The sequence below is a fragment of the Pantoea agglomerans genome, assembly GCF_021397715.1.
GTDB classification, from domain to species: Bacteria; Pseudomonadota; Gammaproteobacteria; order Enterobacterales; family Enterobacteriaceae; genus Pantoea; species Pantoea astica.
Map to the genome: position 1 here is coordinate 683,914 of NZ_CP090207.1, position 13,539 is coordinate 697,452.

The 13,539-nt window shown below is 52.1% G+C and carries 12 protein-coding genes and 1 pseudogene; 8 read left to right on the forward strand and 5 right to left on the reverse strand.

The window, feature by feature from the left end:
- Nucleotides 1-28: 28 nt before the first annotated feature.
- Nucleotides 29-736, reverse strand: a complete 708-nt coding sequence (locus tag LZU96_RS03370; protein WP_233987062.1) for a polyphenol oxidase family protein — start codon at nucleotides 734-736, stop codon at nucleotides 29-31.
- A 108-nt stretch (nucleotides 737-844) separates the two neighbouring features.
- Between LZU96_RS03370 and LZU96_RS03375 the strand changes: the two genes are divergently transcribed.
- The 4 genes from LZU96_RS03375 (at nucleotide 845) to LZU96_RS03390 (ending at nucleotide 6,042) form a co-directional block, all read left to right on the forward strand.
- Nucleotides 845-1,654, forward strand: a complete 810-nt coding sequence (locus LZU96_RS03375; protein WP_233988121.1) for a 5'-nucleotidase, lipoprotein e(P4) family — start codon at nucleotides 845-847, stop codon at nucleotides 1,652-1,654.
- 582 nt (nucleotides 1,655-2,236) lie between these two features.
- Complete coding sequence (locus tag LZU96_RS03380; protein ID WP_233987063.1) at nucleotides 2,237-2,872, forward strand: carbonic anhydrase; 636 nt, start codon at nucleotides 2,237-2,239, stop codon at nucleotides 2,870-2,872.
- Nucleotides 2,869-4,344, forward strand: a complete 1,476-nt coding sequence (locus LZU96_RS03385) for a SulP family inorganic anion transporter (RefSeq protein WP_233987064.1) — start codon at nucleotides 2,869-2,871, stop codon at nucleotides 4,342-4,344. Before LZU96_RS03380 ends, LZU96_RS03385 begins: the two co-directional genes overlap by 4 nt.
- 276 nt (nucleotides 4,345-4,620) lie before the next feature.
- A complete protein-coding gene (locus LZU96_RS03390; protein WP_233987065.1) occupies nucleotides 4,621-6,042 on the forward strand; it encodes a GGDEF domain-containing protein in 1,422 nt (473 codons plus the stop codon).
- A 20-nt stretch (nucleotides 6,043-6,062) separates the two neighbouring features.
- Here LZU96_RS03390 and ddlA read toward each other — a convergent pair whose 3' ends face one another.
- Nucleotides 6,063-7,160, reverse strand: coding sequence for a D-alanine--D-alanine ligase (ddlA, locus tag LZU96_RS03395; protein WP_233987066.1), 1,098 nt, complete (start codon nucleotides 7,158-7,160; stop codon nucleotides 6,063-6,065).
- Nucleotides 7,161-7,455: 295 nt separating this feature from the next.
- Between ddlA and LZU96_RS03400 the strand changes: the two genes are divergently transcribed.
- Complete coding sequence (locus LZU96_RS03400; RefSeq protein ID WP_233987067.1) at nucleotides 7,456-7,848, forward strand: polymorphic toxin type 44 domain-containing protein; 393 nt, start codon at nucleotides 7,456-7,458, stop codon at nucleotides 7,846-7,848.
- Nucleotides 7,826-8,263 (forward strand): hypothetical protein, encoded by a 438-nt coding sequence (locus LZU96_RS03405; protein WP_233987068.1) that lies wholly within the window; start codon nucleotides 7,826-7,828, stop codon nucleotides 8,261-8,263. Before LZU96_RS03400 ends, LZU96_RS03405 begins: the two co-directional genes overlap by 23 nt.
- Nucleotides 8,264-8,294: 31 nt before the next feature.
- Here the strand turns inward: LZU96_RS03405 and LZU96_RS03410 are convergent, their stop codons facing one another.
- Nucleotides 8,295-8,777 carry an Hcp family type VI secretion system effector gene (locus LZU96_RS03410; protein ID WP_233987069.1) on the reverse strand — a complete coding sequence of 161 codons (483 nt, stop codon included), beginning with the start codon at nucleotides 8,775-8,777 and terminating at the stop codon, nucleotides 8,295-8,297.
- A 594-nt stretch (nucleotides 8,778-9,371) separates the two neighbouring features.
- On the opposite strand from LZU96_RS03410, the gene LZU96_RS03415 reads away from it, so the two are divergent.
- A complete protein-coding gene (locus LZU96_RS03415) occupies nucleotides 9,372-9,569 on the forward strand; it encodes a hypothetical protein (protein ID WP_409520467.1) in 198 nt (65 codons plus the stop codon).
- Between the two features lie 51 nt (nucleotides 9,570-9,620).
- On the opposite strand, the pseudogene LZU96_RS03425 reads toward LZU96_RS03415, so the two are convergent.
- A pseudogene (locus tag LZU96_RS03425) lies at nucleotides 9,621-9,873 on the reverse strand (D-alanine--D-alanine ligase A); the annotation flags it as partial.
- A gap of 918 nt (nucleotides 9,874-10,791) precedes the next feature.
- Here LZU96_RS03425 and LZU96_RS03430 point away from each other — a divergent pair.
- Entirely contained in the window at nucleotides 10,792-12,126 is a 1,335-nt protein-coding gene (locus tag LZU96_RS03430; RefSeq protein WP_233987070.1) for a gluconate:H+ symporter, read from the forward strand.
- Nucleotides 12,127-12,181: 55 nt separating this feature from the next.
- Here LZU96_RS03430 and yjjJ read toward each other — a convergent pair whose 3' ends face one another.
- Entirely contained in the window at nucleotides 12,182-13,486 is a 1,305-nt protein-coding gene (gene yjjJ, locus LZU96_RS03435; protein ID WP_233988123.1) for a type II toxin-antitoxin system HipA family toxin YjjJ, read from the reverse strand.
- Nucleotides 13,487-13,539 lie beyond the last annotated feature (53 nt).

Sequence of the window (13,539 nt, forward strand, 5' to 3'; positions counted from 1 at the left end):
TTTCCAGGTCCGGTCAGGTTTAACGTGCTTAACGCCGACGAATCCACGAGTAGCGGGAGTGGTAACCGCGGGCAAAGTGGGTATTGTGACGATAGCTCGATCCGCTCTCCGCCATGCAATAGGTGCAGACGTTAACGTTCTCAATCTGCTGCTGCGGTACGCCAGCCTGTAACAGCATCTGTGTCGCCAGTGCGGGCAGGTCAAACCACACGCCCTGCTGCCGGGCTGTCGCCTGCGGACGTTGCGCCAGCGGGTTGACCGGCTGGTTGCGCTGCCAGCGTAGCCAGCCAGCAAGGGACGGGCGCCGCTGCATCTCTGCCAATTGCGGCTCGCCCAGCTCGTAACAGCAGGGACCCATCGCCGGACCGATCGCCACCCACAGGTTTTGCGGATCGCTGCCCTGTTGCTGCAGCGTCTCCACCGCGCGGGTCAGAACACCCGCCAGCGTGCCCTGCAAACCGGCATGGACCGCCGCTACCACTTTGCGCTGAGCGTCGGCGAACAAAACCGGCAAACAGTCAGCGGTGTAAACCGCCACCGGCCGGCTTCCCGTGCTGATAATGCCATCTGATTCGCAGCTTTTAGGCGGCCTGTTTTCAACATCAGTGACCACAATAGCGCTGTGACGCTGATGACCATAGGCCGCATCAGCTGGCGGAGGATCGCCGGCGGCCTGAAAGGCGTAATCGAGCCACGCCAGCGAATCGAGCAAGGTTGAGCGCGGGGTCACGGCCATAAGAATCTCCTGTCATAACGGCGTGCGTTGAGCTCCCCACAGCTTACGTTAACTGCTACATTTTTGAAGCTTTCCCACTCAGACCTTTCTCACCTTAAGGATGACATGATGAAAACCTCAGCAACCTTCGCCGCTTCCGCACTGGTCGCGCTGCTGTTAACCGGCTGTGCGACCTCGTCGCAGCAATCGGCTCAGCAACAACTTGGCCAGCAATCGGTGCTGGCGGTGAACTGGTTTCAGCAGTCAGGCGAATATCAGGCCCTGACCTGGCAAGCCTTTAACAGCGCGCGCCTCGCCTTTGACCAGGCACCGTCACTGACCGGTAAACCCAAGGCGGTGATTGTCGATCTGGATGAAACCATGCTGGACAACAGCGCCTACAGCGCCTGGCAGGCGAAGAACGGGCAGCCGTTCAGCAGTAAAAGCTGGTCTGCCTGGACCCAGGCGCGTCAGGCTAAAGCGGTGCCGGGCGCGCTGGAGTTTGCGCGTTACGTGACTCAGCATGGCGGCACGCTGTTCTACGTCTCGAACCGCGATCAGCAGGACTACGCCGCCACGGTGGCCAACATGCAGCAGCTGGGCTTCCCTAACGTCAGTGACAAAACGGTTCGTCTGAATACCGACAGCTCGAACAAGCAGGCGCGTTTCGATGCCATCAAAAATGAAGGCTATAACGTGGTGCTGTACGTCGGCGATAACCTTAACGACTTCGGCGGTGCCACCTGGCATCAGGGCAATCAGCAGCGTCGTGATTTTGTGAACCTGAACCATCAGCAGTTCGGCACACAGTTTATCGTGCTGCCTAATCCGTTGTATGGCGACTGGGAGAGTGGAATGGCGGAAAATTACAATAAACTGACGCCGCAACAGCAGCTGTCAGTGCGGGAATCGCGGCTGCAAAGCTGGAACGGTAAATAATTCGTCAAGAAAAAGAGCCTGACTTGTGCAGGCTCTGTTAACAAACGGCCCTGATTTACTTTCCTGCGTCACTATTTTGCTGCAAATCAAATAAATCATCTCTTGCTTCATTCTTATATTAATTAAAGCACGTTTCACTGCCTGTAACCGATTAAGGCGGTGAATTGTGCTAATGGTTAATTTTAGTAATTAAGAACAATCCTGGTATTTTGTCGGTTGGTTGGTATGGCAGTCGTCGGGGACATCAAAAATAATTGTATATATTTGTCAGTGTTATTTTTGGCTGAATATCCATTTATTCTTAATCTATTGATTAAATTGTTTTAATTTTGTATTTTTTTCGAGATCCCGAACCTGTCCTGCTTAATTAAATTTACATCTGGCTGACTTGAATTGACCTGTTATTGACATAACACCATGCACAACGGAGCCCGAAAATATTTATCGTGCATTGAAAATGATTAGCCCTTATAACCTTTTTTCGTGATTAGGTTCTTATTTCCCTATTGGTTCCCGCTTTATTTGTGAGCCGATACACCTTGTGGTTACCCAGGAACCGATATTCCCGGCAGTAGAGAGAAGATGATTGTGACGACACTTAAACCCTTATTAGCGAAAAATCGCAGTTGGGCATTACAGCGCCGCCAGCGTAATCCGGATTATTTTAAAAAATTTCTCCATCAGCAAAAGCCCCATTCGCTATGGATTGGCTGCTCGGACAGCCGCGTACCGGCAGAGGTATTAACCGGGTCCCATCCTGGCGAACTTTTTGTTCATCGCAATATTGCCAATATGGTGGTTGAGGACGACGACAATTTGCTGAGCGTGCTGCAGTACGCGCTCTTTTTTCTCAACGTGAAACGGATCGTATTAAGCGGACATTACGGCTGTGGTGGCGTGGAAGCGGCGCTCAATCTGCCCGGCAGCGTGCTGGAGCATCAGGACTCGGCGCTGGCGCGGCGCATCAGCGCGCTGCGTCACGATATTGACGCCGGTCTGGCTGAACAACCCGCAGCCGCAGAGGCGCAGAGCGAACTGCTCGACCGCCTGGTTGAGGCCAACGTGAAGGCACAATTCGCCAGACTGGTGCAGACCCAACCGGTACGGCAAATCTGGCAATCGGGCCAGGAACTGGAAGTGTTTGGTTGCGTTTATGACCTGCGCTCCGGCCATCTCAAAGAGTTGATCCAGCAATCTGCAGAGGAGCCTTCACCATGAATCTCGATACCCTTCGCCGCGATATCCCTGCGGGCCTGGTGGTTTTCCTGGTCGCGTTGCCGCTCTGTCTTGGCATTGCGCAAGCCAGCGGATTACCGCCGTTTGCCGGTCTGCTGACCGGTGTGATTGGTGGCCTGGTCGTCACCTCCCTGAGTCCGTCTCGCTTTGCCGTCAGCGGCCCGGCGGCCGGTCTGGTGACGATTGTGGTGGCCTCAATGGCCTCGCTCGGAAGCTTTTCCGCCTTTCTCACCGCGCTGATTCTCGCCGGTGCCTTGCAGTGCCTGTTTGGCCTGCTGCGCGCCGGGCGATTTATCTCGCTGGTGCCTGGCAGCGTCATTAAAGGCATGCTGGCGGCGATTGGCCTGCTGCTGATCATGCAGCAGATCCCGGTTGCACTGGGTGCAGCAGGGGATGCCGAACTGATTTCGCTGGTGACGGGCGAGATGACCTTCTCGCTGCCGGCGATGCTGGTGGCGGGCGTCGGGCTAGCCATCCTCTGCTTATGGACGACGGCACCCGTCAAACGCATCAAAGCTCTGGCCTGGATTCCGGGTCCGCTGATCGCCGTGCTGATTGGCTGTCTGGCCACGGTGGTGGGTGGACGCCTGTTCCCGGAGATGACGAGCGGCCTGGCGCGCATCTCACTGCCAGCGTTTGACAGCGTTTCTGCGCTGGTGGCGGAACTGGAAACGCCAGACTGGATGGCGTGGCAGAACCCACAGGTATGGGTCGTGGCGCTGACTTTAGCGCTGGTGGCTAGCCTGGAAACTCTGCTCAGCCAGGAGGCGCTGAAAAAGCTGCGTCCGCAGACGCCTGCGCCCTCGCCGAATAAAGAGATGTTTGCCCAGGGGATCGGTAACCTGGCCGCCGGCTTTCTGGGCGCCATGCCGATTACCGCAGTGATCGTCCGCAGCTCCGTCAACGTCAGCGCCGGTGCGCAAACCAAACTGTCAATTTTCATCCACGGTGTACTGCTGCTGATTTGCGGTATGTGGTTCAGCGAGATGCTGAATGCCATCCCACTGGCCAGTCTGGCGGCGGTGCTGCTCTATACAGGCTACAAACTGGCGACGCCGCGGCTGTTTGTGGAACAGTTCCGCATGGGCGCGCAGCAGTACGTGCCATTCCTCGCCACCATCGTCGGGATTATTACGCTGGGGATGCTGGTAGGGATTGGTATCGGTATCGCGACTCAGATCCTCTACAGCATCTATAAAAGTCATCGCAACGCGCTGCAGCTCACACGCTACGACGACCACTACGTGCTGCGCTTTCAGCAGAACCTGACCTTTATGCACAACCCTAAGCTGCAGGGGCTGCTGGACGAGATCCCGGAGAACAGCGTGGTGATTGTGGATAACGATAATGCTGAATATATCGATCCCGATGTTAAAGCAGTACTCAAGGATTTCGGCGATAATGCCGATAAACGGGGTATTCGCCTTAGTCAGTGGCCGGTTGCGGTAAAATAGCGCTAAGCGCAACGGTAAAATCGTCAGAACGGCAAAAATCGGATATCTCGGATATCCGGTTTTTTTATTTACGGGGCATAATTGGCCCCATTCCCGCTGCCGCCTGACGTGATTCACCTGTAAGGGGGCATTTTGCCTCAGTTTTCAAAGTTAGCCCATGAAGAGTGGTTTTATCGCAGGATGACTTTGGTGGCGCCCAGGATTAAATCATTCTGACGCCACGCCCGTTTCAGGCTGGCGTGGACAGCCCGTCTCTCTGCGACAAGGTCCGGATGTATGCGCGTTAAGCTGTTTGAAGAGCACAACGTTAAAAAAAATGCACTCTCGCTATTTTTAATCACCCTGTTGTTTAGCTTTATCGGCGGACACCTGCGCATTCCGCAGGAGCTGTCGCTGTTCTGGCCGGTCAATGCGATCGTCGCGGGAGTGATTGTCCGGAATCCCTTTCTGCATCAGGCTCGCTATTACCTCACCTGCTTCACGGCGATGGCGTTCAACGATATGGTCTTTTCCGGCTGGACGCTGGCGGCCCTGACGCTCAATGTGGCTAACCTGCTGTTTATCCTGGTCGCGGTCTCGCTGCTGGTGAAACATCTGCAGCATGATTCAGGCAGTGAACGCATCACCAGCGTATTACGCATTTTTCCGGCCTGCCTGCTGGCGGCGCTGGTGTGTGCTGCCTGGGGCGCGCTGGCGCAGCAGGCCAGGTTTGATGCCGCGCTGGCGACGGCCTGGGGCGACTGGTTCAGTGAGCAATTCTCTACCGGGCTGATGCTGTTACCCTTTCTGCTGACCCGCGACTGGCGAAACCTGTCGCTGCGGCAGTTACTGCACATGCGCAAACTTTCACCGGTGATCGCGGTGGTCTTGTCGCTGGTAGTCGGGGCGATGATGGGCGGCGCGGGCAGCCTGACATTCCCGGTGCCGGCGCTGGTCTGGTGCGCTATCGTCCTGCCGATGACGCTCACCAGCCTGGTGATTTTACTGACCGGCATTACCGAAATCATTCTGGTGTCGCACGGCGTGATGAACATTCAGGGCAATGATAATCTGCTGCCGATCAGCCATCTGACGTCAGCGCGGCTGGGTGTGGCGACGATTGCCATCAGTCCGCTGATTGTGGCTGCCAGCATGGATGCCATTCGTCAGCTTAATCAGCGTCTGGCGCTGCGGGCTAATTATGATTTCCTGACCCAGCTGCTGTCGCGGTCTGGCCTGTATGAGAGCCTGCGTACTGAGCCCTTTAGTTCGTCGCGTAAAGCCGGTGTGATCCTGCTGGATGTCGACTATTTCAAAACCATAAATGACAACTTCGGCCATGATGCCGGTGACAGCGTGCTTGAAGAGATTGCCCGGCGTATGCAGCGGGTAGTGGGTAAAAAAGGGCGTATCTGCCGTTTTGGCGGAGAAGAGTTTGTGGTGGTGTTGTTCGATCAGGACCCGGAAGCGCTCTATTTTCTCGCCGAGTCGATTCGTCAGACCATGGCGAAAGAGAAATTCTGGCTGCAGGGCAGTACGGTTACGGTGACGGTCAGCTTGGGTCTGGCACACGGCAGCGCCGGTAACGCGGGCGACTGGCCGCGGATGATTAACCGGTTAATTTCAGCGGCCGACAAGAACCTTTACCTGTCGAAACGCAATGGCCGTAATCAGACCTCACCGGTAAACCATCGCGCCATTACCAGCGACGTGGCCTGAAACCACGTCGCTGAGAGCGATTAGCTGACGCTGCTTTTCAGGCTGCTGGCCTGCTGGTGGCGTTCCATTGCCAGCTCAATCAGACGGGTGATCAGATCCTGATAACTCAGCCCGGCGGCCTGCCACAGTTTGGGATACATGCTGATGTTGGTGAAGCCCGGCAGCGTGTTGACTTCATTAACGATGATCTCACCCTCATCGGTCAAAAACACATCGACCCGCGCCATACCGAAACACTCCAGCGCCGTAAACGCCTTAATGGCAACTTCCCGGATCGCCTCGCTGGCCGCAGCGGAAATCGCCGCGGGCACCACCGTCTGTGCGCCGCTTTCAGAGATATATTTGGTGTCATACGAGTAGAACGCGTCATGCACCACGATCTCGCCGCAAGGGCTAGCCTCCGGAGCATCATTTCCCAGTACCGCACACTCAATTTCGCGGCCTTTAATGCCTGTTTCGATCAGGACTTTACGGTCAAAGGTAAAGGCCAGATCCAGCGCCGCCTCAAAGGCGTCCGCACTGTCGACTTTGCTGACGCCAACGGATGATCCCTGATTAGCCGGTTTGATAAACAGCGGCAGGCCAAGGCGATCAATCACCGCATCCGCATCCAGCGTGGCGCGCTGAGACTGGGTGACGCTCAGCCACGGCGCGACGTTCAGACCGGCATCGCGTAACAGGCGCTTGGTAAAGTCTTTATCCATACTGACCGCTGAACCCAGCACGTCAGAACCGACAAACGGCAGCGAAGCCATGCGCAGTAAACCCTGCAGTGAACCATCTTCTCCCAGCGTGCCGTGTACGATGGGGAAAATCACATCGATCTGCGACAGCGGATGCGCATCACGACGGGTAATCAGCGGTTGCTGCTGGTTGCCAGGTACCAGTGCGACATCTTCAGCCGCGCGATTCAGGGCAATCAGGGACGGATTTTCAGCGTTAAGTAAGAAGTTGGAGGCATCGTTCAGACGCCAGTGTCCCTGCTTATCAATCCCCAGCAACACCACCTCAAACCTGGTTTTGTCGATCGCATCAAGAATATTTTTGGCTGACTGCAACGACACTTCATGCTCAGCCGATTTACCGCCAAACACGATCCCTACCCGCAACTTTGTCATCAATTTCTGCCTGCTGAAAAATCAAAACAACAAGATAACATGCAGCTCTCAAATGAAAACAGGGTGGGGTAGCAGAATGTTGGGTGTGAGTTGCCAGGAGAGTATAAGCGGCGGCTGACAACTATCGTAATCGGGAAGACATCGTTCTGATGAAAATGCAGCTCTTTCGATTTGATTAAGAAAGATGTCTGTTTTTGCATTTATGTAATGCCTGCTTGATTGAGGTCACTATTCGTTCAGGTTAAACCTTTATGGTTCAAATCATGTTCCTCAGTCAGGATGACAGGAGTTTGACATGGCAGTTATTCCACTCATGCCCGGTGAGGGCTTTGATCTTCTTGCCAGAAACATCGCAGAGGCTCGTCGCGTTGGTATGCCGCGAAACATGGCGACGCCCCCGGTTTATTTGTGGTTTTATCTCAAGGTTCGAAATCATGGCCCCTGGGATTACAAACAAATGAATCCTGTCTGGGCAAATTTTGGTAACTTCAATTATGGCGCAACGGGAACGGCTGCCGGTATTCCTGCCAATGTTTTATACAGAGGCGGGGGATTCGCACAGAATCGGGCTAAAACGTCAAAAAAAGAGTGGGGGCATTGGTATGAACAAATACCCTATGGTGATGATCCTCGAGACCAGTATTGGATCAAACAGGGAATAGATTATGCCAATCAGCACGGCTATTAGGTCACTTCATTGGGCGGTAACGATCATATTAGCTTTGACTGTCGTAGTGATGGGTTATGTCTGGTATCTGAATTCTCGTCCGCCAGATGACGAACTCATCAGTAAGCGGCAGTTATCACAGGACGTCTGGCTCTATGTCACCCGATATAAAAATTCGAGTGCTACTGATAGCAACGTTTATCGCTATTATTTGAATCGTCATATTGAGCATCCTATGCCCATTATTCAGCAATCAGCGCCGGTATTGACTGCGGATGTCGGGGATGCAGCGGTAAAGGCGATTGGCGATCACGTGATGATCAGTGTAACAGGCAAGGTTTTTAACTATTCCAGTTCCGCATTTTACTATGACGGCTCTACCGTTGTAATGCCACGTATTGATTTAAACGCAACTGCCAGCAATCCATGGAAATGAAAACCGGGCTATTCATTGCCCGGTTGGTTCGTTATCTTTCGTTCCAGCAGTCAGAATGCTGAACGTTACCATCACAGTATTTCCAGGTTATTTTTTCATAAAGCAGAGAAACAGACTCAAGATGATTAATTTTTTCCACACCGGCCATCTTTATATTCGGCATTCCGGGGTTTACTGAAACGATCTTTACGCCTTCCAGTAACATATTGAAGTATTCAATTTCCTGCCCGGCATCACTGATTTTATACCACTTAAACTCAGCTGATTGCAGCGTCTGGCCTGATGTCACGGCTTTGTATAAGTAAGGGCTTGTTGAATCAAACTCCTTTTCCAGCGTAACAGGAGCATGAGTACGTATGCCTGTTATTCTGCCCGTCTGATAGTCAACCGGTAATGACACACCATGAGAAAAGCCAATTATTTCAATACTATTTTCTCGATTTTCTATATCGACGCTGCCTTTAATAAGTGCGCCACCATCATCTTTCAACCAGAGATAAGCTGGGATGGGCATAAGTAACTCCTTTTAGATTAATCCATATAAAAATTCATGCAATCCATGTTAAGTATAAGTATAAGGATAAGAGAAGTGGTGAGTAAACTTTATTCTTATTATAAATCGGAACGTATCTTCTTTGAGTGTTGCACCAATTTCAATGCAATGCCTGATGTGCAGCAATATGTTAAAATATAATGTATATTGTGATAGGGAGAGATTTTTTGTTAAAGGCCCGGCGGTTTAATAGATATAGGTTTAAAACTTAGTTGTTTATATAAGGCAAGTTATTTTCTTTTATTTGTTAACTGCTTTCGTGGGAATTAATAAAATCTAAGTCAGCCAGAAAATTCCTGAAGAGTATTTTTCTTACATAGATGTTGGAGACTGTGGTTTTGAGGCACAAGGGAATAGTGGGGTTAGCGACTAAAGCAGTTGCGCGGCCTGCAACGTGAGCACATGGCAATGGTAGTAGAGTAGGTACAGAAAGCCGCATCACCTTACGTTTCCCGCAGTACGCTGGCCGAATGGATTGAGCAGAAAAAACGTAACCGTGAATTCTTCTGCCTGATCCTGTTGTTCGGCTGCGTTAGCGACCGGCCATCGCCGGAGGTGAATCTTACCGTGAGTGTCTGTCCAAAAATCACGACCCGGCAGCGCCGCGTACTAACTGCGTCCTTCTGTTCTGCTGGACGAAACAGAGGTCGCCTGGGCTGCTGGACGGCATGTGCCGGTAAGGTCGATACCAACATCAGCTGTCAGGAAAAAGACGATAAACAAGTCGCAGTTCTTACGCAGTGCGCTAAATAAGTCGCTCCCTTACTTGGCCGATAAACCGGACCGCCTGCATTTGTTCGTGGACAGCGGTTGCTGTTGGTTGCCAGGTACCAGTGCGACATCTTCAGCCGCGCGATTCAGGGCAATCAGGGACGGATTTTCAGCGTTAAGTAAGAAGTTGGAGGCATCGTTCAGACCCCAGTGTCCCTGCTCCCAGCAACACCACCTCAAACCTGGTTTTGTCGATCGCATCAAGAATATTTTTGGCTGACTGCAACGACACTTCATGCTCAGCCGATTTACCGCCAAACACGATCCCTACCCGCAACTTTGTCATCAATTTCTGCCTGCTGAAAAATCAAAACAACATGCAGCTCTCAAATGAAAACAGGGTGGGGTAGCAGAATGTTGCGGGAGCGGCTGGCCAGCCGCTGCAAGGCGCCGCGCGGCAGGAGGCGTCACCCAGACCAGGATCGCAGCCTGATTTTGCGGAGATGACCGCGCGAGCGGGCCATGTATCACCTGACCGGCGAAATGCGAAAGGCGGCTTTGCAGTCTGATGGTTTTATCGCGACGGATAATTACTGAAATGCCGCAGCCAGCCACCGGGAATAAAAGCGTAGCCGCCTGGCTGAGATAATGGCAGCCGAAACACTCAGCCCTGGCCGCAGGATTCGCTGCTGAAGAAAATGTTAAAACTCACGCTTTAATGACTCAATTTCTTCATTATTATTCTCTTATTGTCCTATTTCAGATGATTATTGAGATTCCCCCTGGTATAGCCGATCAGACAGTCAACTTTCTTATTCAATATCCGCCGACATGCGCTGCTGTTGCAATTTTCAACAGTGTGAGCGCGGTCAAACCCATTCAGCAGAGATTTGAATATACTAGAATGGTAGGTCAGGTTTGACGCGCTGTAGAAAGCATGAACTGGCTCTTTAAAGCAGCCAGATAAACAGTTTATCAGCGATTGATGGAAGAAAATGACTTTCATTTCATTCGGTTAAACAACCATTTACCGAACCCGCTGTTTATACGGTTAATACCGAAGGCGAGAGGGTGTTGTCATTCCAGTGATGCGTTTTATCGCGTTATTGTTTCGGTCATTGATTATTCCGACCGGGAAGAAGTGAAAGGATATAACAGGGGTTACCAGAAAGGTAACAGAAGAGTGGCCGTAATTTCCAGGGATGTTTCAGCTCAAAATTTAGTTTTTAAATCACTATAACCTATCGCTATTTTGAGGCTATGTATGCTACCTTTTTTATCGCTTTTTTGGGTGCTGGCGGGGATCGTTATCCTGGTTGTACTTAATCTGAAGTATAAATTCCATAACATTTTCTCGTTGCTGATTGCCGGCATATTTGTAGCCATTATGGTCGGCATTCCATTAGGGGAAATTGTAACGGTTATTCAGCAGGGCATTGGCAGTATTATGGGGCACCTCGCGCTGATTATTATATTTGGCGCGATTATTGGCAAATTCATGACCGAATCCGGGGCCAGTCAGCAAATTGCTGATACGGTGATACGCCATTGTGGTACCCGCTATCTTTCTATTGGTTTGATGTTTATTGGGGTGATATTTGGTATCGCGATGTTTTATGAGGTTGCGTTTCTGATTGCCATGCCATTGGTGATGAACATCGCGGTGAAAGCCAACATTCCCTACATGAAACTGGTGATCCCGACGGTGGTGGGCGCGACGATGGGACACAGCCTGTTCCCGCCTCAGCCTGGCCCGGTAGCGTTAATCAGCGCGTTCAATGCCGATATCGTCCAGGTCTACCTTTATGGCGTGTTGGTGATTTTGCCAGCCTTATATTGTGCGGGTATCTTATTACCCAGGTTTCTGCCAGGCATTAACCGTATTCCGCTTAATTCGATTATCAAACCGATTGAAGAAATCGATCCCCAGCGACTTCCCTCTTTTAAAATCAGTATCCTGATTCCGTTGATTCCGGCCATCCTGATGATTCTCGCTTCCGTAGTGAGACCGCTGGCGGGTGAAGGTTCGATGCTGACTCAGGTGTGCAAGTTGACAGGCAGCGCGGAAATCAGCATGTTACTGGCGACCTTCACGGCGATCTGGTTTTTGGGCGTTAAGCGCGGCATGACGGCTGATGGCATTACGCAGCATGTCTCAAAATCGATTTCTCAGATTGCCAACGTGCTTTTTGTCATCAGTGCCGGTGGTATTCTGAAGCAGGTCATTATCGATTCTGATGTCGGTGACAGCATCGTTCAGCTGATGAGCCATGTTCCCTTCTCGCCCTTTATTATCGCCTGGTTAATCACTGCCGTTATCCGCATTCTTACCGGACAGGGCGCGGTTGCCGCCATCACCTCCGCAGGCATTGTCGCACCGATGATTGGCGCCTTCGATCTCAATCCCGCCTTAATGGTTCTTGCCGTCGCCTGTGGCAGTAACACCATTACCCTGATGTACGACGGTGGCTTTTTATTGTTTAAAGAGACGTTTGGTATCTCAATGAAGGACACCTTTAAAACCTGGGGATTGCTGGAGTTAATTAACTCAGTGGTGGGGTTGGGAATGGTAATGCTGATTAGTCAGTTTTTAGGGTAAGTGTCGACCCGCTTAGCTGAACTTTATGGTTTAAGCGGGCAGGTCATCTGCTTTTTTATCCCAGACGGGCGATACGCGAGCTGGCCTCGTCAAGATGATGGCGTAATGCCTCAAGGCATGGGGCGAAACTGGCGGAGAAACGCCCGCAACGGCTCGCTATAACAAAGAAGCTCTCTGCCTGGCCCAGCGCTTCCTGCCAGATATCCCGGCTGATTACTTCCGGTAGTGATGCTGGTCGAAGCGCGTTCACAATTGCGCCACCCGTGCTGGGCGCGAATCCCATCGGCAGAATATCGTAGGCCGGTGCAAGCTGATATGGGCGACCGTGACTGCTAATGAACGACAGGTTTCCGTGGTGCATGTCAGTATTGCCAATTAGCATCCCAAATGCCCAGAGCCGGGCAGTACCCGCTGCGGCATCAGGATGGACATGTCCTTCCTTAACAAGGCGGTTAACCAGAACAGGCCAGGAGGCGCTGGCATTGCCGACAAATTCTGACTCAAGTGCCCGCAGTGAGAAGATGCCAATACGTCCCAGTTTGCCAACGCGGTCGAATCGGGGGATCTCCAGGAATCGCTGACCACCAAAATCATATACCTCAGTCTCCACACCGAGCACCCTCAATGCCAGGTGCTCGGCTAGCAGGAGGTCGCGCCAACGTTCGCTAATCGGATTATCGTCCGGGGCTGAGAATTTCACTAAGACGTGACCGCGTTCTGTATAAGTGCAAAATTTCGGCTGTTCCCCGCCTGCAGATGATCCCGGTGCTTCACCGGCTCCAGCCGCTATTGCCAAAGCGGGGTAGGCTGTGGCGCGCTCAACGGGGATGGGTTCCGGCATTTCAAGGAAACGTTCCCGAGCCTGCTCTCCTATCAGCAGGTTGCCGATAGCATCATGGCCCTGTGCAAGCAATGCCCTGACGACATCCTGGTCTGCCCATTGTTCTGGATTCGCTGGCAGACCGAGAGCGGTCGCATAGGCTGATGCGTAGGCTCGCCCGAGATACCCTTGTGGACGCATATCAAACAGCCACCACGGCAGCCCGTCACTATGAAGACTTATTTTGTCGGTCTGTACCATGACAAATCCCTCAGGATGAACCGGAATCAGCTCGCCAAGGGGTCTGATGCGTCCTTCATCAGTGATGCGGTAAATGGGGGCAGATCGAAATCCGCGATAAACATCGCGCAGAACGTACTGAATAGATGGACCCGCTCCAATCCGAACAATGTCATCGCCCATATCTCTTATTGCGCGGGAGAGTGTTGGCTGGCTAATGCCCATTATTTCAATCAGTTGCCGAGCTTGCGTTGGCCCCTGGCTGAGTAATCGGCGTATCGTTTCAGAGCGAGTGGGCATAAAGGTGAATCGCTTTTTGAATAGATAAGTGAATAGATAGATGAATGTATACC